Raw genomic sequence first — 23990 nt, forward strand, 5'->3', positions numbered from 1 at the left:
CACCAGTAATTTTATAATAATATTATATCATTTTATTTTATTTTTTTATATAGTTCTACAAAAATTATTTTTATTTATCTGGACGGAGATATTTGTTTTTCATATCAACTATTAATTCATCTAATTTATCCATATTTCCATTGAAATTTAATAATAATTCATATATAATATTCTTAGAAAGAGAACATAGTTCGTAACTTGTATGTTATTCGCTCCATTGCATGTAAATCAATCGTATGATTGATTTTTTTGTTTATTTGGATATTTTTATAGTAATAACGTTTTTTCTTTATTGTTTAAAAAAATTATTATATACTATAACAAATAGGAGGGATAAACAATGGCAGAAAGAATTACTGGACATACTAAGTTAATTGGCTTATTGGCTCATCCGGTTCATCATTCAACTTCACCAATGATGCATAATGAGGCTTTTGCTAAACTTGGTTTAGATTATGCTTATCTTGGTTTTGATGTTGATAATAATACTTTAGAAGATGCAATTAAGGGATTAAGAGCATTAAAAATGGTTGGGGCTAATGTTTCAATGCCAAATAAAATTTTGGTTGCAAAATACTTAGATGAACTTTCACCAGCTTCTAAATTATGTGGAGCTGTAAATACAATTGTTAATGAAAATGGTAAGCTAGTGGGGCATATTACTGATGGGATTGGTTTTATGCAATCGCTAAAAGATAATGATATTGATGTTATAGGTAAAAAGATGACAATTGGTGGTGCTGGTGGGGCAGCTACAGCAATTATGGTTCAAGCAGCTTTAGATGGTGTTAAGGAAATTTCGGTATTTAATGTAAGAGATAAATTCTGGGATAATGCGCTAGAAAAAATTGAAATGATCAATCAACAAACTGACTGTAAAGTGACTTTGTATGACTTGGCTGATTTAGATAAATTAAAAGCTGAAATCGCAAGTAGTCATGTTTTTGTAAATGCAACAGGAGTTGGAATGAAACCATTAGAAGGACAGACATATATTCCTGATGCTTCTTATTTACCAAAAGATGTTATTGTTGTTGATATTATTTATGTACCAGAACAAACAGCGTTATTAAAATTAGCGCAGGAAGCTGGTTGTAAATATATTAATGGAAAAGCGATGGTCTTGTTCCAGGGAGCGGCTTCTTTTAAATTGTGGACAGGACAAGATATGCCAATTGATTATATGAAAGAAATTTTGAATATAAAATAACAAATCAGGAAACTGGTTTGTTTTTTTATGTGAAAATTAATTATTTTTAAAAGTTAATATAGAATTCATATCCGTGTATAATATGATAGATGAGGTGATTAATATGGCACAAAGATTTGAATTTAATGAAGAACATGATGAATTAGAAGATATGCCACTTGACTATCAAGAAGACGATAGTGGCGAAGATAAAGATGAAAAAGAGAAAACTGCTAAAAAACAGCGTGGTCGTAAAAAGAAAGTAACCAAGACCAAAAAACGTAACAAAACAAAAACGAAAGTGAAAAAAGAAAAGGGTGGTCGTTCTACTTTTTCTACGATAATAATATTTATTTTAATTATCCTTATTATAGCAGGTATAGGTGTTGGTGGTTATTTTGCCTATAATTATTATCAAGATCAACAAAATCAAATAGATAATCTTCAAGAAGAATTAGATAACCAGGAAAATCAAAATACTGATAGTAAAGAACAAAACTCTAATGAAAAACAAAATAGTAATAACGATAATATAAGTGATGAAGAAAATAATTCTCAAAATCAAAAAAATGATCAATTACCATCTTCAGGAAATGACTCACAAAATAATGATAATCAAAATAATGAAGATCAAAATAGTGATTTGAGTGAAGATACTACTAATGATACTACTGATTCAAATGGAGAAACTGTTAATTAAAGCAGTTTCTTTTTTGTAATATAAAAAAATATTTAAATGTTTTTTTTTATAAAATAATACTTAAAATTGTTAATTTAAGCAATAAATGATAAAAAAATCGAAAAAAATTTTAAATTTATAAAATTAAATTTTATTGATTATAAGAGGATTTTTTGATAAGAGTATAAATAGGGTTAAAAAAATGTAAAATTTTTTTAAAAAAAGTATTGCAATAGTTGAAAATAGATGTTATTATATTAGGGCAGTAGTCGATGAGGCACTACTCAGAAACGAAATAAGCGGGTGTAGTTCAATGGTAGAACTTCAGCCTTCCAAGCTGACTACGTGGGTTCGATTCCCATCACCCGCTCCATATTTTTGCTTGAATAGCTCAATTGGTAGAGCAATCGGCTGTTAACCGATCGGTCGTAGGTTCGAGTCCTACTTCAAGCGCCATGTGGCCTGTTGGAGAAACGGTTAACTCACATGCCTTTCACGCATGCATTCACGGGTTCGAATCCCGTACAGGTCACCATTTGAAATCATCCAGGACTTAGCGTCCTGGTTTTTTTGTTTAATTGGTAAAAATCATATGTGTTAACCCAATGGCATGATTATTTAATATCCCGGCAATATATGATAAAATCTGGCGTTGGCTAACAGTATAAATATCATAGAAAGATTGAATAAAGAATAAGCGGTTTGAGTCTCCTTCGTAATTAAGGAGCCACTTAACTGATTCAATAAAGTTACCATGGAATTGTGCTTTTCCAACAATTGGATTATAACTAGAAGTGTTTTCTTCTTGATAAATTCGTTCAAGATAGGTAGCGTTATTACGACAGTCAGAAGAATAATTTATTAATTTGGTCTTTGTTTCATTGTTAGGAGCAATGGTTGCGACTAATTCATAATTAGCAGCAGCGAAAAGCTGATTGTAAATTAAGTTTTGTAAAACTGTATTATTCATTTTATCACCTGCTTTATTATATGCTTTGATTTTTTAAAGATAACTGATATTTTTCAATTGTTAGTTCATAAAGTTCGATATTTAAAAATTCACCACGTTTATAGCCATAATTTTTTAAAGAAACTAGTAATTCAAAGTTATTTTTAACTAAGATTTTTTTACTAGCTAGATTACGACTAAAAACTCGAGCAACAATGATTTTTGTATCATAGTTTGTAAATATATATTCGATCATTTGTTTAATTGCTTGATTCATTATTCCTAGATTCCAATATGGCTGTCCTAGCCAATAACCGATTTCACCACAATGGCTATATATATCGTGACCAAAGGTAAATGATATAGCACCACAAAATATTTGATCAACAGTTATCGCAAATTCGATAATTCTAGAATTGGGCTGGTTAGCTTTATTGATACAGTTTAAAGCATCTTGATTTGTAAAAGGATAAGGGAATTGATCGTTTAAATTGGCAGAAACATTAGGATTGTTGGCTAATAAAACTAGTTGATTTTGGTCTTGTAGAATATATGGTCGTAATTGGATTTTCATTTTGACACCTCTTGTTTAATATTTTTATCATGTTATACTAGGTTATAATAATTTAAGGAGATGAAAAATAATGTCATATCAGATTATAAAATTATTTGTTTATGTAATTTCAGTAATGTTATCGATGTGGAGTTTAAGTTGTTTTAATTATGATAATATTATTCATAAAGGGAAGGTAAGAGAGTTTTATTTGTTTTTTTTAATTGTCTCTTTATCGTTAGGATATTTATTAGGAAGTTTTATTTTAGAGTTTGCAACGATTCATTTTTAACATATTATTAAGATCTCTTTCATATAGTTTGATGAGGTAATTATATGAAAGAGATTGGTGTTAAAATTGGAATCGTTTTTTTTATTTTAATCGCTTTTTTATCGATGCAATTTAAATCAAAATATGAAGAAACAACGATCACTGGTAAACAAGAACCAGCTAAACCAGTACAAGTGGCAGTAACGATAGATAATAATGTTAATTATATTGATATGGATGATTATTTATTAGGGGTCGTTGCTGGAGAGATGCCAGCTGAATTTGAAATTGAAGCTTTAAAAGCCCAGGTCGTTGCAAGTCGGACTTTTGTTTATAATCGTAATTTAAGTGTTGATAATACTACTAACTCGCAGGTTTATTTGAGTGAGGAGCAAATGAAAGAAAACTGGGGTGATAAATATGATCAGTATCGTCAAAAAATTGTTACGGCTATCGATGAAACTAACGATGAAGTAATGAAATATGATGGTCAATATATAAGTGCGATGTTTTTTTCTTCTAGTAATGGTTATACTGAAAATGTTGAAGATTATTTTGAATCAAGTGCATTACCATATTTAAGGAGCGTTGATAGTCATTGGGATCTAACTGTTGATCCCAGTAATAGTCGCTCAAAAACTTTTTCTCGAGAGCAGTTAAAAGAAAAGTTTGCTTGTACTGACCTGGATTTTAATATTATTGCTTATAAAAAAAGTGGGCGTGTAGCTACTTTGAGCGTGGGTGGTAAAAATTATAGTGGTCGACAAGTTCGAGAAATTTTAGGATTAGCTTCAAGCTGTTTTGAAATTGAATATAGTGAAGGTGATTATATTTTTAAAACTTTAGGCAGCGGTCATGGTGTTGGGATGAGCCAATATGGTGCGCAAGGTATGGCTTTAGAAGGTGCTGATTATAAAACAATTTTAAATCATTATTATACTAATATTGAAATTACAAATAATTAGTATAAACCTGATTTTAGTGGAAACACTACAAATGAGGTGAAATAATGAAACTTTTTATAAAGCGTAATCGACGGGTCTTGATTTTTACAGCTGTAGTTTTGTTTTTTTTACTTGGTGTTGGTGTTGTTCAGTTAATTGTTAATCAATATCAGCCTTATAATGATACTGCGGTTGTTAAAGTTGATGAAGGTCAGGAAGAAACAAATGAAAGTAATGATGATCCTCAAGCCCCAGCAGAAAAATTGATTAAACCAGTAGATGATGGTATTGAAATAGTAAAAAAGTTTTATGATGCTAGCTTGAGTGATGAAGAATTAGAAAACGCTCTAGTATATTTTGAAGGGGTGTATCGTCCTAATTTAGGTATCGATTTTGCTAATGATAACAAAGCTTTTGAAGTAAAAGCAGCATGTTCAGGAACAGTTACTAAAAAGGAAAATGATGCGTTATTAGGATGGGTAGTAACAGTTACTAATGAAAATGGGATTGCTACTACTTATCAGTCTTTAAGCGAAGTTACGGTAGAAAAAGATGCTGTAATTAAACAGGGAGATAAAATTGGTACTAGTGGTGAAAATGTTTATGAATCAGAATTAAAGAATCATTTACACTTTATTTTAGAAAAAGATAACCAGGCTATAAACCCTGAAAAATATTTTGATCAAGAGGTCTCAAAAATAGCGTTATAATCAACCAAATAGTGATAATTAAAAAAATTATCGCTATTTGGTTTTTTACCTTGTAAATAAAAAAAATCATGGTACAATAGTTAAGAAAAACAAGGAGGACGTATAATGGCATTATCAAAAGAAATTGGTATCGACTTAGGTACAGCAAATATTTTAATTTATGTCAAAGGTGAAGGTATCGTTGTTAATGAACCTTCTGTAGTTGCAATAGATGAAGAAACAAAAAAACCTTTAGCTGTCGGTCAAGAAGCTAAAGATATGTTAGGAAAAACACCAGGTAGAGTAAAAGCAATTCGTCCCTTAAAAGATGGGGTTATTGCTGATTTTAGAATCACTGAAATCTTAATTACTCATTTTATAAATAAATTAAACTTAAAAGGAATCTTTTCAAGACCAACTATTTTAATTTGTTGCCCTTCAAACATTACATCAATTGAAAAAAGTGCAATTAAAGATGTAGCTGAAAGATGTGGTGCAAAACGAGTATTTATTGAAGAAGAACCAAAAGTAGCTGCTGTTGGAGCAGGTCTTGAAATTTCTAAACCAACTGGAAATATGGTTATCGATATCGGTGGAGGAACTACTGATATTGCCGTATTATCTTTAGGGGATATTGTTACAAGCAGTTCATTAAAAATTGCTGGTGACGTTATGGATGAAGATATCATCAAATTTGTAAAAGATAAATATAAATTATTAATTGGTGATCGTACTGCTGAACAAATCAAAATGCAAATTGGTATTGCAATTAAAGGAATCAGCGATGAAACATTTGAAGTAAGAGGTCGTGATTTAGTTACTGGATTACCACATACTATTACTATTACTGCTGATGAAACTGAATTAGCATTACGTGAAACTTGTCAAACTATTGTTCGTGAAACTAAACATGTTCTTGAACAAACACCACCTGAATTAGCTGCTGATATCGTATCTAGAGGAATTTTCTTAACTGGTGGAGGTGCTTTATTAACAGGACTTGATCGCCTATTAGAAAATGAATTAGGAGTACCTGTATTTGTAGCTGATGATGCTTTAAACTGTGTTGCTAACGGTTGCGGTGTTATGTTAGAAAATACTCACTACGTAAAATAATTAATAGTCTATTAAAAGTACAGTTGATTACATATTGTAATTGATTGTACTTTTTTTAAAATTAATTTGTGACAAATTTTTCATGTTTATGTTAAAATTAATATGGTAGGTGAAAAATGTGTTATTTACGTATAAACAAATTGCTGATTTAAATCCAACGGAGACAAGTGTATATCAATATGTAATTAAAAATATTCCAGCAGTTATTAAAATGTCTGTTAGGGATTTAGCTAAGGCAACTCATGTTTCGACAGCTACTATAGTTAGATTTTGTCAAAAATTAGATTGTCAGGGGTTTGTCGAATTTAAAACAAAATTGAAATTGTTTAATGAAGGTTTGTTATTACCGGATATTGATGATGAAATAGATGTTATTTTAGAATTTTTTAATTATGCTAGAAGTGAAGATTTTAAAGAAAATATTGCTAAATTTGTCGAATATGTTGATAATGCTCAATCAATAACTTTTTTAGGAATTGGTACTAGTGGCTTGCTTGGCAAATATGGAGCACGTTATTTTAGTAATGTCGGTTATTATAGCCAAGGTATTGATGATCCCTATTGGCCACCGCCAGTAAATAGTGATAGTAGCCATTTGTTAATTGTTTTAAGTGAAAGTGGTGAAACTAGAGAAATAATTGATCAAATAAAGATGTATCAGCGCCAAAATACAAAAATTGTTTCGATAATTAATAAACCCGATACAACAATAGGAAATATGAGTGATTTGTGTATTAATTATTATGTTAAAGATATAATTTTACCCCAAACATATAATATTTCTTCACAGATTCCAGTTCTTTATATTTTAGAGCGAGTAACTCGGGAACTACAAAATAGTAAAAAACGTTCTTTACCATTAAAATTTACAAGTCGTAATTTATAAACTGATTATTTAAGTAATCAGTTTTTTTGTTACAAACGATGTAACACATTACAGAAACGCCCGGAAATATTTAAAAATGGGTAATAATGTGCTAATTTTAAGGTATCAAGAAGCACATTTGTAAAAATACATTGATTTGATGTATTGATTAGTTATGTCACAATAAAAGCTGGCCACTTTTATTGATGACAAATAATGTGTTTAAAATTAGAGAAAGGAAAATGATTATGGTAAAGAAATGTTTTAAAAAAGTGACCGCTATGTTATTAGTGGTAATGATGTTAATGGCAACTTTTACTGTGATGCCAGTAGAAGCTAAAACTTTATCATTGCCAGAGTTTGATACTGAAAAAACATATGCGATAATTTCAACAACCACAAATAAAGCAGTTCAAGTAAGGGAAGTAACCTGGAGTGATGCTGGAGCTGTTTATGTTGATGGTGATGTAGTTAATAGTAAAGCAAAAGGTAAGGTTGCTTTTAAAATTACCAATCAAGGTGATAGTCAATATGCCTTTGCTTCAGTTGGAAATAATGGAGCTTTATTAAAGTGTGAAAATACTTTGGGTAATGGAATTTCATTTGTTTTCAACTATGATACTAATGTAAGCAATGATCATAAATTTACGATTGAACCGGTTGAAAACGGGTACAAGTTAAAAAGTTACAGTGGCGTATATTTAGGACTAGGTGAAAATGGTCGTTTAGATAAAGTTGCTGCTGATCAAGCCGAAGTATTTGTTTTTGAAGAAGTTTCAGTTATTGATGAATATGTATCAATTCAAAATGTGGAAACAAATAAATTGGTAAGTTTTAATGGGCAAGAAAACCTACAACCAGTAAAAGTAACCGGTGATATAAATAATATTACTGATGATGAAAAATTTATGCCTGCATATACAACTAATGATAATTATATTATGGAAGATGTTTCTGGAGCGATAGATACTGTTGCTTTTAAATCTAAAAGCAAACCTAATATGACAATTATCTCAGCTAATTGGGTAGATGGGGCAGTAAGTGCTATAGTTGCTAAAGAAGCCAATCCAGGTGGTTGGGAATCAATTGTCGTTGAACCGGCTGGAAATGGACAAGTATATTTAAGAAGTTCATATACTCATGAATACATTACTGTAAATGAAAATGAAGAATTAGTATTATGTGATAAAACTGCAGCTAGTTTAACTGATAGAGAAAAATTTGTTATTCATAGTGAAGTTTTTCCTGAAATGATAACAGATTTAAAAATTGATAGTAGTACCAGAACCCAAACTACATTAGACTTATCATGGACTAATCCAGTATGTATTTATACACAAATTGAATTATATCAAAAAGGACCAAGTGATGAGTTTTATAGTAAAATCGCAGATTTAACAAACGAAAGTTCTTATACAGTTACTGGATTAAATCCAGGAAATGAATATAGTTATAAATTATTAGTTATCAATGGTGATAAAAGTGTTAGTACATACAGTAATGAAGTAAGTGCTAAAACTCGAGTTGGTGATAAACCAGCTACACCTACAAATGTAAAACTTGATGAAATAGGAAATAACAAAATAAAAATCAGCTGGGATAAAGCTGAAAATGCGACTCATTATAAATTACAATGGGCTCCTAGTGCTTATGGAACATATACTGATGTCGAAAATGGTCTTGTTAAAGATGATACTTCAATTGAAGTAGCGTTAACTGGTAATAAATATGAAAATTATTATCGCGTTGTAGCAATCAATAATGGTAATAATGACCAAATTGGTGATGAAGCTGAATATTCTGATGTATCAAGATTTATCTCATTAGAAACAAATTTATTCGGTGATCATACAATTATTTTTGCTCAAACTGATGATACAGCTCAAATTGACAGTATCTTATTAGCTTTGTTTGAACAACAACATGATGCTAATGCTGATGCGCAATTTAAAGCAGATCAATATCAAGTATATTTTAAACCAGGAGATTATACAGAAACTAGCTGTATGTATTTAGGTTTCTATACTTCATTTAATGGTTTGGGAAAAACTCCTTATGATGTTAAGTTAAATAACGTTGCGATTCCAGCGTATTTAACAGATAATAATGCAACTTGTAATTTCTGGCGTTCAATGGAAAATGTTTCAATTATTAATACTGGAAATGAACAAGGAAAAGCCCAATATGGTTCTTGGCGCGCTGATGAATTTAACTGGGCTGTAGCACAAGCTGCACCATTAAGACGTGTTTATTCATCTCGTAATGTATCATATGATTGGAATTATGGCTGGGCTAGTGGAGGTTATGTAGCTGATAGCTATTTTGAAGGTGATGCTGGAACTCATTCTGGTCAACAGTTCTATACTAGAAATAGTGTTATTAATGGTAATGCCTTTGGTACAACTTTAAATAACTTCTATCAAGGGGTTATTTCTGATAATTTACCAAACGAAGACACTGGTAATAGTCTGGTTAATGGAAATGGATATTCTAACTGGAATATTGGTGATGCTAGTGGTAATCAACAAGTATTTACAAATATCGAAACAACTCCAAAAATTAGTGAAAAACCATTCTTATATATTGATGATAATGGTGAATATCAAGTTTTTGTCCCAGCTGTTAGAGAAAATACTAATGGTGTAAGCTGGTCAGAAGATGATATGGGTGAAGGAAAAAGTATTCCTTTAAGCGAATTCTATATCGCAACCCCTGATGATTTGGCTGCTACAATAAATGAACAAATTACCGCTGGTAAAAATATTTATTTTACACCAGGAACATATTATGCCCAAGAACCAATCTTAGTAAATGAAGATAATACTATTTTATTAGGAACTGGAATGGCATCAATCATTCCTGCAAATGAAGAAGCAGCGATGATTATTGATGATGATGTTACTGGAGTTAAAGTTGCTGGCTTAATTTTTGATGCGGGTGAACATAGTAAATATTTATTAAAAGTAGGAACTGAAAAGAATTCTAATAACAATGAAGATAATCCAATTGTATTACAAGATTTATTCTTTAGAGTAGGGGGAACAACTGATACTCTTACAAAAGCTGATAATGCTTTAGAAATTAATGCTAATAATGTTTTATGTGATCATTTCTGGATTTGGCGTGCTGACCACGGTGCTGGTGTTGAATGGTATGGTAACGAATCTGATCATGGTTTGATTGTTAATGGTGATAATGTTACTTGTTATGCATTGTTCAATGAACATTTCCAAAAGTATAACACATTATGGAACGGTGAAAACGGGGCAACATATTTCTATCAAAATGAAACAGCATATGACCCAATTTCACAAGAAGAATGGATGTCTCATAATGGTACTGTAAATGGATATTCATCATATAAAGTTGCAAATAATGTTAAAAGTCACTATGCTGTTGGTTTAGGTATTTATAATGTCTTTATTTATACTGGTGAAGATTATGACTCTTCTAAAGTACAGATTCAATTAGATAATGCAATTGAAGTACCAAATAGTGAAAATGTTTTAGTTGAAAATGCTTGTTTACAAACATTTGCTAAAGATGATGGCGCATTACAAAGAATTAATACAATTATTAATGGTGTTGGTGATGGTGTCAGCAGTGGTAAAGATAATGAAACTGGATTAACTGGTGAAGGATGGTCTCGAAAATTCTTGATCAGTTATCAAAATGGTACTGCTGTTGTTGGTAAAGCAACTGATGGCAGTGATGAACAAAAAGGTAAGTATCTTGGCGTTGAAACAATTACTAATGTTCGTCAATTTGGTGAAGATGGTTTAGATGTTGCTTCTATGCAGGCGCTTTATGATCAATATAAAGATTTAACTCAAGGTAATTATACTGAAGGTAGCTGGAATGAATTCAGCGCAGCTTTACAAGAAGTTGAACGTGTATTATCAAAGGATTATTTAAAATATGAAGCTTCAAATAGTGAATTTAATGAAGTATTAAATAACTTTAAAACAGCTATTGAAAATCTTCAAGTAGCTGGTGATAAAACTAAACTACAAGAAATTTATGATAACTATCAAACATTAAAAGAAGCTAACTATACAAAAGATAGCTGGAAAGCTTTTGCTAGTGCAATGGAAGAAGCTAAAAAAGTATTAACTGATAGTGAAGCTCTACAAGAAGATATAGATAAAGCATATCAAGCATTAACAGATGCTTATAATAAACTAGTATTAATAAGTGATGATACTAATACTGGTGATAACGAAAATCAAGATCAAAATTCTAATACCGTTAAAACACCAGCAAAACATGATACTAAAAAAGCAGTAAAAACAGGAGATGATAGCTTAGTTGCCTTATTTGCCACAACAGCTCTATTATCCTCAGTCGCTTTTACTTGTGTAAAAAGAAAACATGAAGATTAAAAAGATATTAATAGTTCTTGTTTGTCTGTTAACTTCATTGGTGCCAGTTAAAATAATGGCTCAAGAAAATAATAATCGCTTTGATAGCTGGAAAACATCAGCGATAATTACCCCGGAAGCTAAGGAATTAAAACCGGCTGGTAATATTGATGTAGCTTTTAAACAATTTGCAGTTGATGATATTGTAATAGATCATTATGATATTTATATTGATGGTCAAAAAGTTAATGTTGTTTTTGCTGATGGAAAAGATATTTTAAAAACTAGTGTATATCTAACTAAGACTGATTATTATCAATTACAAGTAGTTGCCGTTACTAAAGATAATCATGAATTTAGTTCTAATATCCGTAAGTTCCAGATTTGTAAAAAAGGACTAAATATTGATGATAAGGCAGTTAATACTCCAGTTGCTAATATGCAAGAAAGCTGGTATTACAACTGGAGTTATACTCCTTCAACTAACGTTACTGGTTCTAAAGAATTTGTGCCAATGATTTGGGATGAAAATAGCCTTTCCTGGCTAGAAAGTGATCAGGTAGCTAACTATACAACAATACTTGGTTTTAATGAGCCTGATTTAACTAATCAAGCTAATTTATCTGTTTTACAAGCAGCTAGCTATCAAGATTTATTTACTAAAACAGGTTTACGAATTGGGTCACCGGCAACATCATATCCAACTAATGAATGGTATCAGGAGTATGGTAAAACTGTTAATATGGATGATATCGATTTTATCCCGGTTCATATTTATTATGATTGGGCTGGTGAGGGAATGGCTCAGGCTTTTTTAGAAGCGATCGATACTCTTTATCAGTTATACCATAAACCAATTTGGATTAGTGAATTTGGTATTTCTAATAGTGGTTTATATGGTGCTAATTCTAATTATGATGAAGCTTATAAGCAGATAAGTACTTATTTAAAAGAAACAATTGCTGGACTAGAAGCTCGTGACTATGTTGAAAGATATACCTGGTTTAATTTTGATGACGATGATGTAAATGGTGGTAAAACAGCTTTATATGATCAACAAACTGGCCAATTGACAGATCTAGGTAAATTATATAAATCACTAGGTAATCCTAATATTGAAGGTATTGATTTAAATGATGAATATGTAGAAGATGCAGGTTATTATATTGATTTAGATAAGATGATTAGTAAAGCTGATGAACTAATAGCTAGTAGTGATTATGATCAATATGTCAATGTTGAAACTTTTGAAAATATTTTAAACCAGGCAAAAGCAATTGATCGTAATTTAGGGTCTAGTAGTCAATTTATAATTGATGATCTATATAAGCAATTATTAGAGGCTTATAATGGTTTAGAAAAACAAACTGTTACACCAGAACTTCCTAAAGAAGATAAGGTAACAAAACAAACAGAACTTTCAAGTAGTTCAAGTGTTGCAACTGGTGATACTAGTAATGTTTTAATGTTAATGTTATTAATGCTTATATCTTATAGTGGATTTAAATTGGTTAATAAATAATTTTCGATAAAATCTCTTTTAGTTATCTAAAAGGGATTTTATTTTTCCAAAATAGTAAAAAGCAATTTGTTTAAAATGCCTTTGTTATAATTGAATCATAAATAAAACAATGAGGTGGAAAGATGACAAAAGTATTATTTTTTGATATCGATGGAACATTGACAGAAACTCATGCCGGGGTTCCAGAAATGCCAGCTGGTCTGCAAAGAAAGATGCGTGAGTTACAACAACAGGGGAATTTACTTTTTATTGCCAGTGGACGACCATATGCTTTTATCTCTAAGACGATTTCTGATTTTGGTTTTGATGGGATGGTTTTAGCTAATGGGGCGCATGTTGAATTAAATGGTGAGTTTATTTATCAACAGCCAACTAATCTACAAAAAACTATTAATTTAATAAAACATTTAGATGAAAAGGGTTATGAATATATTATCGAAACTAGTCGTGGTTCTTATTTGAATCCGGAATTTAAAGTATTAGAAGAATTTTTTATTAGCTGTGATATTAACGAAGATTATTTGATCACTGATTTTAATAAAGATGATGTAATTGATCAATGTTTGAAAATTGAAGTTAATGTTCCGGCAGATAAAATGGATGAAATTGAAGATATTATTAAAGATGATTTTAATTATGATAAACATGGAACTGAAAATGCTTTTGAAATATATTCTAATGTAATATCAAAAGCAACCGGAGTACAAAAAGTTTTAGAACACTTAAATTTAAATCATCAAGATAGCTATGCTTTTGGTGATGGGCTAAACGATTTAGAAATGATTCAGTTAGTCGGTACTGGAGTAGCGATGGGCAATGCTGTACCAGAGTTAAAAGAAGTAAGTGATTTAGTTTGTGATACCATTCAAAATAATGGCTTAGAAAAAGTTCTAGTTGAATTATTTGGCTAGGATATTAAATTAGTACCATATAATAGTGGTACTTTTTTTAATATTAGAAATAGTTTTTGTTATTTACATATTAGTAATTTTTTTTTAAGATAGAAGTAGCTTATAAAAAGGGAGAAGGTAGTATGGCAGCTAAATATCCAGAAATAAAAAAATATATTTTAGAGCAAATTGATAATGGAAAATTTAAAGAGGATGTTATGTTGCCCTCTGAAAAAGAATTTACAGAATTATTTAACGTTTCTAGAATGACGGTTCGAAGAGCTTTTGATGATTTAATCCAGGATGGGGTATTAATTCGTAAACGCGGTAGTGGTCTATTTTTAGCTAAAAAGAAAATGAGTCGGTCAATGAATCAAATTTCTGTTAGTAAAGATGAACAGCTGCATAAAATCTTTAAGCAGTTAACAGTTAAAGTGTTAGAAGTAAAAGTTATTGATGATAATTATATTGCTAAAGAATATTTTAATCTTGAACAAGAAAAAATAATAAGGGTTAAAAGAGTACAATTAGGAGATGGACAGCCAATTGTCTATGAAAAAATTTATTTACCACTTAAATATTTTACAATGGTAAAAAAGGAAGAATGTTATCAAAGTTTTGAAAATGTCATTGAAAAACATTTTTTAATAAAACAACAAGAACTTTCTAATCAAATTGTAGTAGAAGCTAAGGTCGCAAATAAAAAAATATCATCATTATTACAAATACCAATCAATAGTCCAATTCTACAATTAAAAATTATTGCTAAGGATAGTAGTGATAAAATATATTATTATGGTATTAATTCTTATCCAGGAGATCAGTTTGTATATTGTGGGGAAAGTTAGATTTTTAATCTAGCTTTTTATTTCTATTTTGGAAATTGTCTAGACAATTATAAATGATAGCGTTATATTATAAGTAGGTATAAATTAAAGACAAAAACTTAATGGATTGGAGGTAAAAAGATGGATAAATTATCAGAAATTAAGGAACTTATGCAACAAGGACGGGCTAAAAATGTTGTTACTTTAGTACAGGAAGCTTTAGATGAAGGAATTGAAGCTAATGTGATTTTAAATGATGCTTTGCTTGCGGGAATGGCAATTATCGGTGATAAATTTAAACGGGAAGAGATTTTTGTCCCAGAAGTTTTAGTTGCTGCTAGAGCGATGAATAAAGGGGTTGAAGTTTTAAAACCATATTTACAAGATTCTAGTAACATTAGTAAAGGAACTGCCGTACTAGGAACGGTAAAAGGCGATTTGCATGATATTGGAAAAAACTTAGTTAGAATCATGATGGAAGGTAAAGGAATCGATGTTATTGATTTAGGTACTGATATTAGTGCTGAAACATTTATTGATGAAGCTAAAAAGAATCATGCTGATATTATTTGTTGTAGTGCTTTACTAACGACTACGATGCCTGAAATGAAAAGAGTAGTTGATTTAGTTAAAGCGGAAAATTTAGATGTTAAAGTAATGATTGGTGGAGCACCGGTTAATCAAGAATTCTGTGATGAAATTGGAGCTGATTATTATACTGATGATGCAGCTAGTGCAGCTGATGTAGCAGCATCTATTTTGGAGGGAAGAGCATGTTAACGAAAGAAAAGAAACAACAGTTAATTAATGATTTTGAAGACTGGTGGGATCATAAATTAGAAAGACCAATTATCCAGGTTACTTTAAAAAAGAAAAATACTGAAAATGTAGCTAGTCGTGGTCAGCTTTTAAAAATGGTTTATGATAATACTTGTCCCGCAAGTGAAGTGGCTAAAAGCTACCGAGCTGTTTATGAATCTAATCTTTATTTAGGGGATGCTTTTCCTAATTTTTACATGCGTTCTACTGGAATTCTTGGGGCAATGCTAGGTCAAAGCTATCATATTGATGAAGAAAGAGGAACAATCTGGTTTGAAGAAATGAAAGGTAAAGAACTTCAGGATATTCGACCTTGCTTAGATGAAAATAATTGGTTATATCAAAGAGGAATGGATTTAATAAAAGCATTCCAGGAAGAATTTAAAGATGATATTGCTTTTGGAATTCCGAATCTAGGCGGTATGATGGATATTGTTGAATCAATGCGTGGTGCTAATAATTCGTTATTGGATTTATATGATGATCCTGATGAAGTTACTAGATTAAATGATGAGATTTATAACGCTTATGAGTTTGCATATAAAAACTATATTGAACAGATTTCTAAACAAAAAGGATTAGGATATTCAGGATGGATATCTTTGTTGTCGCAAAAACCATACTTTATTTCACAATGTGATTTTTGTTGTATGATTGGACCAACGCAGTTTGATGAGTTTGTTACCGATACTTTGAAAAAAGAAGTTAATTTGATTGAACGTTCTTTCTATCATTTAGATGGTCCTGGAGCGGTTAGACATTTAGATCGAATTATTGAATGTGGTTTTGCAGGTATTCAATGGATCAATGGAGCTGGCTCTAAACCAATAGATGATAAGCAGTGGAGTGAAATTTATCATAAGGTTCATGATGCTGGATTGTTATTACAAATAAATTGTTATAATAAAGATGAGTTGCGTTTTATAGATCATATTGTTAATTTATTGCAGACAACAAAAGGGTTAGCGTTTATTTGTGAAGGTAATGAAGAAGATCGTGAGGAATTTGAAAAGGTTTTAAATAAGTATGGAGTACCTAGATAGGTTAAAGGAGAATTATGATGGATGAATGGTTAAAACAAATTAGAATAAAGAAGAATAAACGAGCAATGCCGGTTTTGACATTTCCAGCGATTCAATTATTAAATACATCAGTTGAAAAATTAATTAGTGATAGTAATTTACAAAGTGAAGCCTTAAAATTAATTAATCAGCGTTGTCATCCTTTAGCTATCATGGGATTTATGGATTTATCAGTTGAAGCTGAAGCTTTTGGTGCTAATATTCGTTTTAGTGAAGATGAAGTACCAACGGTTGTTGGTAGTATTATAAAAAGTGAAGAAGATGCAATAAATTTAAAAGTACCTAAGGTAGGTGCTAAAAGAACCCGGATATATCTTGATGCAATGAAAAAAGCTAAACAGGAAATTAAAGATTGTCCAGTATTTGCCGGATGCATTGGTCCTTTTTCCCTAGCCGGAAGATTATTAGGGGTTAGTGAAGCGATGATTTCTTGTTATGATGAACCAGAAATGGTACATTTGGTATTAAAAAAAGCAACTGAGTTTTTAATCAATTATCTTCAAGCTTATAAAGATCTAGGTATCGATGGGGTATTCATGGCAGAACCGTTAGCTGGTATTTTATCACCTAATTTATGTGATGAATTTTCTAGTCGCTATGTTAAAGAAATTGTTTCAGCTTTAGATGATGATAGTTTCCTTGTTGCTTATCATAATTGTGGTAATAATACTTTAAAAATGGTAGATACGATTTTATCAACTGGCTGTCGACTTTATCATTTTGGTAATGCCGTTTCAATTGAACAAATGTTAAAACTAATGCCTAAAGATGTTATGGTAATGGGAAATATTGATCCGGTTAGTTTAAAAGATGCTAGTAAAGAAGATGTAATAGCGGCTACTAATGCTTTATTAGAAGCTGTTGGTGATGTTGATAATTTTGTTATTTCTTCTGGCTGTGATATTCCACCTTTTGCTAAATGGGAAAATATTGATGCCTTTATGAAAACAGCTCAAGAGTATTATCAAAAATGAAAACAATATTAGATGTAATTCAAGAAAAAGGACAGTTATTACAAGGTTCTTGTAACGGTCATCAAAAATGCGGTAAATGCAAAATAAAAGTTTTAAATGAAAATTTTCCAGTTACCCCATTAGAGAAAAAAATATTAACGCCTCATGAAATAGCAATGGGAATTAGATTAGCTTGTCTACATGAATATCAAGAGTCAATTAAATATCAAATCTGGCAATCTGATATGAGTATTTTAACGAAGATGTATTTAAGAAATAATGATAATATTATTGAAGATGGTTATGGTTTAATTGCTGATATTGGGACAACAACAGTTGTTATGTGCTGGGTTGATTTAAAGACAGGTAAAATAATTGCCACTAGTGCTTTTAAAAATCCCCAAGTAGCTTATGGTAGTGATGTGATTTCTCGGATTGAATTTAGTAAAAAAAATCAAAAGCAATTAACAGATAGCTTACTTTCAAAAATAGAAGCAGCGCTCATTGAAAAAGCCGATATAAAAATTAAACGGATGATAGTTTGTGGTAATACAGTGATGACAAATCTTTTTTTAAACTGTGATGTTTCTAGTCTAGGACATGTTCCCTTTAAGATTCCGATAAAAAAGACCCAGATTATTTCATCAAAACAAATTTTCAAAAATATTAACCAGCAGTTTTTAGTATATACATTTCCTCATATTGGACCTTTTGTTGGTGGTGATATTGTTGCCGGGATTTTAGCTTTAGATATTGATAAAGAAAATAATTTGAAAATGCTTATTGATTTAGGTACTAATGGTGAAATTGTTGTTGGTAATAAAGATGGCATGTTGGCAACTTCTTCAGCTGCTGGTCCAGCTTTTGAAGGAGTAGGGATTACTTGTGGTGGTCCCAGTATTCCTGGTGCTATTAGTGAGGTTACGATAAAAGATAATAAAGTAACTTATCATACTATTGATAATAAGGCTGCTAAATGTATTTGTGGCAGTGGCTTAATATCATTGTTTGCAAGTTTAAAACGTAATGATATAATTGATGAGCTAGGAAGGTTTAAAAATTCTAAAAAACAATTTAATATAGCTTATAATATTTATATTACTCAAAAAGATATTCAAACCTTCCAATTAGCTAAAGCAGCGATTCAAGCCGGTGTAAAAGCATTATTAGATGAAAATGGCAATGTTGATCAAATTTATATTTCTGGAGGCTTTGGCAGCCATCTTCAAGTTAAAGATTTAGTAGAGTTAAAAATATTACCGCCAGGGGTTAATGTTGAGTGTGTTAATAATAGTGCTTTAAGTGGCGCCTATACCTTGTTACGTCATCAGGATTTAAAAAGATTAGATCATATTGTAGATGCTTGTAAAAATATTAATTTGGCTGAATATCCAGATTTTGATGATTATTTAATTGATGGTTTATATTTTTGAAATATAAAGTTATTTCCTGTGCGATTTTTCAGCCATATATTGAATATTTGACATTTGACAAGGAACAATATGTATTTACCTTTTTAGAAATTTCACAACATAATCAACCTAAAAAATTAGCTAAAGCGATTCAATTAGAAATAGATCGTAGTGATGAAAATGAATTTGATAAGATTATAATATTATATGGTGTTTGTGGTGGGGCATTGACGGCTTTAAAGACTCGTAGCATTCCTTTGGTTGTAATCAAGGTCCATGATTGTATGAGTATTTTGTTAGGATCAAAAGAAAGATTTGAGCGATTAACTGAAAATAATAAATCGATAGGCTGGAGCTGTTATGCTTTAAAAAAGGCAAATTATACTAATGATAGTTTATTAAAATGGCAAAGTTATTATGATGAAGAAACAATTGCTTATTTAAAAGAGATGTTATCAATTGATGTCAGTTATTATATTTCTTTAAACATTCCATTAGATGATGAATATTTGGATAGTGAAAAACAGGTACTTACTGGTGATTTGAAATTTTTAGAAAAAATAATTAATTTGAAGTCTAATGAAATAGTAGATGTATATCCAGGTCAAAGAATTGTTTTATCAATTGATGATAGTGTAATTAAAATTGTTTAATATCGGATAAGGAGAGTATATGAAAAATAGAGTAAAAATATTAGTAGCGTTATTAGTAGCTATTGTTGTTTTTAGTGGAATTGGAATTTATTTTTATCAAAGAGGCAATAGTGATGTTAAGGAAGTTACAGTAGAAGTAGTTTCTAAACGTGATGGTTTTAATGGAAAAGAGAATTTTAAAACAAATCATGAATATTTAGGTGATTTATTAAAAGAAGAAAATATAGTTACTGACTATGAAGATAGTGAGTATGGTATGTATATTCACGGAGTTAAAAATATGGCAGATGATCCTTCGGCTCAGTACTGGTGGAGTATATCGGTTGATGGTAAAAGTGCTACTCAAGGTGCTGATGCTTTAGTATTAGAAGATGGCAAGACTTATACTTTAGAATTAAAACAGGGCTATTAGATGAAAACTAAAGAACTGGTAACTATTGCTATTTTAGCGGCTTTATTGTACATCGTACAAGTTGCTTTTAGTTTTTTGCCGAATATTGAACTAGTTTCATTGTTGATTTTGGTTTATACATTAGTGTTTGATAAAATGACATTAAAAATAATCGCTGTTTTTATTATTTTAGAGGGAGTCCAATGGGGCTTTGGTTTATGGTGGTGGAGTTATATCTATGTTTGGCCAATTCTTTATTTTGTAGTAAGGTGGTTAAAAAAATTTATTCGTATTGATGATAGTATTTCCTGGGCAGTGGTTTTAGGTTTTTATGGCTTGTTTTTTGGGATGTTGTTTTCATTAGCGTATATTTTGATTTCGCCATCATATGCATTTACTTATTGGGTATCAGGAATCTTGTTTGATGTAATTCACTGCATTGGTAATTTTTGTTTATGTTTAATTGCATATAAGCCCTTATATGCAATTTTAAAACGATTTAGATAATTAAGATTGTAATTAGTTTTATTACAATCTTTTTTTTTATAAAAAATGATGATTTTATCGATATTTTTTGGAATATATATTGATATCTATGAACATTATGATATACTATAAGTAGAAGAAATAATATAAATAATTTAAATAATAAAATAGAAATGAGGGATTGGATATGGGATGTTTTGATTGAAAAATTAGTTAGATAATAAAAAATAGGAATATTAAATAATTGAATGATTATTTAATGTTGAAAGGAGCTAATCTTATGAAACGCGAAGCATTGAATCAAATAAATAAATTTGTTGATTTTCATCCAAGTCCTAGAATTAAGATTAATATTTGTTTAGAGGGAAATGAAAAAGAAGATAGTGATAATTTGATTTTTGGTAAAAAGATCGTCTTAGATCATAAAGGTAAACATCAAGAAATTGATTATAGTGATGTTAGTGAAATTCGTTTATCAATGTGTAGTCGTATTTATAATCAGGGAGTTATTGAATATAATCCGGCTAAGTGGTTTGTAAAAATCTGGCAAACTGGGGCTGTTGGAACAGTAATGGTTCATATTCAATATTATTTGGATTTTGATATTGTTTTAAAAGATAATATCTTAAAATTTGAAAATACATGTATATATGATAGTTTGCCGATTATTAGATTTTTAAAAGATAAGGATGTAGTTGTTAATGATCCATATCAAATTGAAAACATCTTAACAAAGTATCCTGATGCAATGAAATTGGTTAACTTTTTAAATGAAGCTTTTCCAAAAATGGCTAAAAAATATGGCTTAGATAATCCAAGAGGGGTGGAAGCAATTAAATAAGTTAGCTATTAAAAACAAAAAAACAAGTAAGAATAAATGATGTTTTGATTAAGTTTTGCTTAAGAAAAAACATCATTTTTTACGTTTTTGTTAAAATGATAAAGTGTTTGTAAACTTAATTGACTCCCTTTTTTTACGGGGTAAAATAATTGGCGTACTAGATGTACGACAATTTAATAGGTAATTAAGGAAAAAGGGGATTCAAGATGAACGAGAAATTGAAAAAACGATTTATTGTTTCTTTAGCTACTATTTCATCGTTAGCTAGTTTGACAGTTGTACCTACATTCGCCTTTGGTGAATATCCAGGTAATGATGGTACTAGTAATCTAAATAATGGAATTACAGCTACAACTGAATATCAAAACTGGTATGATAACCAATGGAATAACAATGAAGAAAAAGATACTGGTAAAATTGTTTTAACACCAGGAAGCAAACCTACTGATTTAAATTTTGCCTGGTATTCACAAACTAAAGGAACACCAAAGGTAAAAATGTCTACAAATCAAGATATGTCGAATGCATATGAAGTAACTGGAACTGCTACTGATATCAATAAAACTAATGGTTTTAATGCTTATAAAGCAAGTAATAAAGTATCAGTTACTGATTATTTACAAGAAAACACTACATACTATTATCAATATACTGTTGATGGTAACTGGAGTACTGTTTACACTTATCAAACACACAGCTTTACTGATTTTAAAGCCGTATTAGTTGGAGACCCACAAATTGGAGCTTCAAGTAGTACTGGTCAAGGAACAGAAGATGATGAAAGTATTGCAATTAATACTTATGCATGGAATAAAACATTAACAACAGCTTTAGGTGAAAATGGGATTGCTAAAAACGCAAGCTTTATTTTATCAGCTGGAGATCAAATCGATTATTCATCATACGGTTCAAATGGTGAAGGTGAATTAATTCGTGAACAAGAATATGCCGGATTCTTATATCCAAGCGTTTTAAGAAGTGTTCCGCTAGCAACAACTATTGGTAACCATGAATCACAAGTTGATGATTATAGTTATCATTATAATAATCCTAATGCTAGTGAATTAGGGAAAACTGAATCTGGTGGTGATTATTATTATAGCTATGGTGATACATTATTCATTAGTTTAAATAGTAATAGCCGTAATGTTGAAGAACATCGTGCTTTAATGCAAGAAGCAATTAATAGCCATAAAGATGCTAAATGGAAAGTAGTATTATTCCATCATGATATTTATGGTTCAGGTTCTCCACATAGTGATGTTGATGGGGCTAACTTAAGAATTTTATTTGCACCTTTAATGGATGAATTTGGTATTGATTTATGTTTAACAGGACATGATCACTCTTATGCACGTACTTTCCAAATTTTAGATGGTAAAGTAATTGAAACTGATGGTGTTGGTACAGATACAAGCTCAGCTTATAACCCTGAAGGAACTTTATATATTGCAGCTGGTTCAGCTTCAGGAAGTAAATTCTATACATTAAATACAACTAAACAATATTATATTGCTGAACGTTCTAATACACCTATTCCAACTTTTTCAACAATCGATTTTAGTGGTGATTTATTAACAATTAAAACTTATGATTATGATGGTAATAAATATGCTAATGATGTAACTCTAACAAAAGATGGTAATGCAACTTCAATTGTTGAAACTAAAAAGGATGTCGAAGCAATTGATACAACTACTGTTACTAGTGGTTCTAAAACAAGAATTGATGAAGCATTAAATAATGTTAATACCGTTTTAGATTCACGTGATGACTTGGAAGCTGTAAATACATTAAGTGGTGCTTATGATTCATCTATCAATGGTAATAATGCAAATGATCCATTAAATTATTACGCTTATGCTCAAGGTGAGTATAAAGATCCTAATTCACAAGCTTTAGTACAAGGTTTCTCTACATTATTAGATAAAACATTATATGAAAATGATACTAACACTGCAGTAAGTAAAGAAGCAATCGGTGATGCCTACAACAAATTAGTAACAGCTAAAAATGAAGTAGTAACTAAAGATGAATTTACTGCATTAGAAAATCAATTTACAGCAGCTCAAGATCAAATTGCTAATGCTGTAGTTGGTAATAAAAAAGGTGAATATTCTAAAGATATCGTTGATGCATACGCTAAAGTAGTAAATACTTTAAAAGGTGACTTAGATGAAGCAACTATTACTAAAACAGAGTTGACTAATTTACAAAATGAATTAACAGCTACTGTAAATGAATTTGTTTCAAAAGCTAATGCTAACGATGCAACTGATAATCCAGTAACAACACCTACTACACCAGGTGATAATACATCTAAACCAGCTGTTTCAACTGGAAATAAAACTAATAGTAGTGTAAAAACTGGTGATAATGTCCAAGCAGGTATACCACTAATGGCTACAATCGTATCATTAATAGGGATTGCTGGTACTAGAATTCTTAAAAGAAAAAGAATTGAAGAATAATAAAATTTAATCAACAAGGCAGCTTGT

Annotated in this window: 22 protein-coding genes and 3 tRNA genes; 23 read left to right on the forward strand and 2 right to left on the reverse strand. The window is 30.3% G+C overall.

Annotated elements, in window-relative coordinates:
* The first annotated feature begins 340 nt into the window (after positions 1-340).
* The 5 genes from ABGT36_RS02185 to ABGT36_RS02205 all read left to right on the forward strand — a co-directional run bounded on the left by ABGT36_RS02185 (position 341) and on the right by ABGT36_RS02205 (position 2403).
* A complete protein-coding gene (locus tag ABGT36_RS02185) occupies positions 341-1210 on the forward strand; it encodes a shikimate dehydrogenase (RefSeq protein ID WP_087372320.1) in 870 nt (289 codons plus the stop codon).
* A gap of 103 nt (positions 1211-1313) precedes the next feature.
* Positions 1314-1889, forward strand: a complete 576-nt coding sequence (locus tag ABGT36_RS02190; protein ID WP_346676545.1) for a hypothetical protein — start codon at positions 1314-1316, stop codon at positions 1887-1889.
* 278 nt (positions 1890-2167) lie between these two features.
* A tRNA-Gly gene (locus ABGT36_RS02195) sits at positions 2168-2241 on the forward strand.
* 7 nt (positions 2242-2248) lie between these two features.
* A tRNA-Asn gene (locus ABGT36_RS02200) sits at positions 2249-2324 on the forward strand.
* Positions 2325-2327: 3 nt separating this feature from the next.
* Positions 2328-2403, forward strand: a tRNA-Glu gene (locus ABGT36_RS02205).
* Positions 2404-2442: 39 nt separating this feature from the next.
* Here the strand turns inward: ABGT36_RS02205 and ABGT36_RS02210 are convergent.
* Together ABGT36_RS02210 and ABGT36_RS02215 are read right to left on the reverse strand one after the other, a co-directional pair.
* Positions 2443-2838, reverse strand: a complete 396-nt coding sequence (locus tag ABGT36_RS02210; RefSeq protein WP_346676546.1) for a hypothetical protein — start codon at positions 2836-2838, stop codon at positions 2443-2445.
* A gap of 16 nt (positions 2839-2854) precedes the next feature.
* A complete protein-coding gene (locus tag ABGT36_RS02215; RefSeq protein ID WP_087301673.1) occupies positions 2855-3391 on the reverse strand; it encodes a GNAT family N-acetyltransferase in 537 nt (178 codons plus the stop codon).
* Positions 3392-3461: 70 nt separating this feature from the next.
* Between ABGT36_RS02215 and ABGT36_RS02220 the strand changes: the two genes are divergently transcribed.
* From ABGT36_RS02220 to ABGT36_RS02305, 18 genes are all read left to right on the forward strand, one after another.
* Positions 3462-3662, forward strand: a complete 201-nt coding sequence (locus ABGT36_RS02220; RefSeq protein ID WP_087301671.1) for a DUF1146 domain-containing protein — start codon at positions 3462-3464, stop codon at positions 3660-3662.
* 44 nt (positions 3663-3706) lie between these two features.
* Entirely contained in the window at positions 3707-4606 is a 900-nt protein-coding gene (gene spoIID, locus ABGT36_RS02225) for a stage II sporulation protein D (protein ID WP_346676548.1), read from the forward strand.
* Between the two features lie 44 nt (positions 4607-4650).
* On the forward strand, positions 4651-5295 hold the full coding sequence (locus tag ABGT36_RS02230) for a M23 family metallopeptidase (protein WP_087301667.1): 645 nt from the start codon (positions 4651-4653) through the stop codon (positions 5293-5295).
* A 105-nt stretch (positions 5296-5400) separates the two neighbouring features.
* Positions 5401-6390, forward strand: a complete 990-nt coding sequence (locus ABGT36_RS02235) for a rod shape-determining protein (RefSeq protein ID WP_087301665.1) — start codon at positions 5401-5403, stop codon at positions 6388-6390.
* A gap of 118 nt (positions 6391-6508) precedes the next feature.
* The gene (locus ABGT36_RS02240) at positions 6509-7276 is read left to right on the forward strand and encodes a MurR/RpiR family transcriptional regulator (RefSeq protein ID WP_296883493.1); all 768 of its coding nucleotides are present in this window, start codon (positions 6509-6511) and stop codon (positions 7274-7276) included.
* A gap of 227 nt (positions 7277-7503) precedes the next feature.
* Positions 7504-11637, forward strand: a complete 4134-nt coding sequence (locus ABGT36_RS02245; protein ID WP_346676550.1) for a fibronectin type III domain-containing protein — start codon at positions 7504-7506, stop codon at positions 11635-11637.
* Entirely contained in the window at positions 11627-13138 is a 1512-nt protein-coding gene (locus ABGT36_RS02250; RefSeq protein WP_346676552.1) for a glycosyl hydrolase, read from the forward strand. Before ABGT36_RS02245 ends, ABGT36_RS02250 begins: the two co-directional genes overlap by 11 nt.
* 122 nt (positions 13139-13260) lie before the next feature.
* Complete coding sequence (locus ABGT36_RS02255; protein WP_300081214.1) at positions 13261-14049, forward strand: HAD family hydrolase; 789 nt, start codon at positions 13261-13263, stop codon at positions 14047-14049.
* Between the two features lie 122 nt (positions 14050-14171).
* Entirely contained in the window at positions 14172-14876 is a 705-nt protein-coding gene (locus ABGT36_RS02260; protein WP_346676554.1) for a GntR family transcriptional regulator, read from the forward strand.
* Between the two features lie 120 nt (positions 14877-14996).
* Positions 14997-15635 carry a corrinoid protein gene (locus ABGT36_RS02265; RefSeq protein WP_346676556.1) on the forward strand — a complete coding sequence of 213 codons (639 nt, stop codon included), beginning with the start codon at positions 14997-14999 and terminating at the stop codon, positions 15633-15635.
* Positions 15629-16717, forward strand: a complete 1089-nt coding sequence (locus ABGT36_RS02270; protein WP_346676558.1) for a hypothetical protein — start codon at positions 15629-15631, stop codon at positions 16715-16717. The genes ABGT36_RS02265 and ABGT36_RS02270 overlap by 7 nt, the downstream gene beginning before the upstream one ends.
* Before the next feature lie 17 nt (positions 16718-16734).
* Positions 16735-17730 (forward strand): uroporphyrinogen decarboxylase family protein, encoded by a 996-nt coding sequence (locus ABGT36_RS02275; protein WP_346676559.1) that lies wholly within the window; start codon positions 16735-16737, stop codon positions 17728-17730.
* Positions 17727-19142 carry an ASKHA domain-containing protein gene (locus ABGT36_RS02280; protein ID WP_346676561.1) on the forward strand — a complete coding sequence of 472 codons (1416 nt, stop codon included), beginning with the start codon at positions 17727-17729 and terminating at the stop codon, positions 19140-19142. Before ABGT36_RS02275 ends, ABGT36_RS02280 begins: the two co-directional genes overlap by 4 nt.
* The gene (locus tag ABGT36_RS02285) at positions 19139-19774 is read left to right on the forward strand and encodes a DUF1638 domain-containing protein (RefSeq protein ID WP_300630859.1); all 636 of its coding nucleotides are present in this window, start codon (positions 19139-19141) and stop codon (positions 19772-19774) included. Before ABGT36_RS02280 ends, ABGT36_RS02285 begins: the two co-directional genes overlap by 4 nt.
* 19 nt (positions 19775-19793) lie before the next feature.
* Positions 19794-20186 carry a DUF4430 domain-containing protein gene (locus ABGT36_RS02290; RefSeq protein WP_346676562.1) on the forward strand — a complete coding sequence of 131 codons (393 nt, stop codon included), beginning with the start codon at positions 19794-19796 and terminating at the stop codon, positions 20184-20186.
* Positions 20187-20672: a hypothetical protein gene (locus ABGT36_RS02295; protein WP_296883268.1), complete on the forward strand. Its 486-nt coding sequence runs from the start codon at positions 20187-20189 to the stop codon at positions 20670-20672.
* Between the two features lie 259 nt (positions 20673-20931).
* Complete coding sequence (locus ABGT36_RS02300; RefSeq protein ID WP_346676564.1) at positions 20932-21492, forward strand: hypothetical protein; 561 nt, start codon at positions 20932-20934, stop codon at positions 21490-21492.
* A gap of 206 nt (positions 21493-21698) precedes the next feature.
* Entirely contained in the window at positions 21699-23963 is a 2265-nt protein-coding gene (locus ABGT36_RS02305) for a metallophosphoesterase family protein (protein ID WP_346676566.1), read from the forward strand.
* Positions 23964-23990: the final 27 nt, after the last annotated feature.

The sequence above is a fragment of the Erysipelatoclostridium sp. An173 genome, assembly GCF_963931465.1.
Lineage (GTDB): Bacteria > Bacillota_I > Bacilli_A > Erysipelotrichales > Coprobacillaceae > Thomasclavelia > Thomasclavelia merdavium.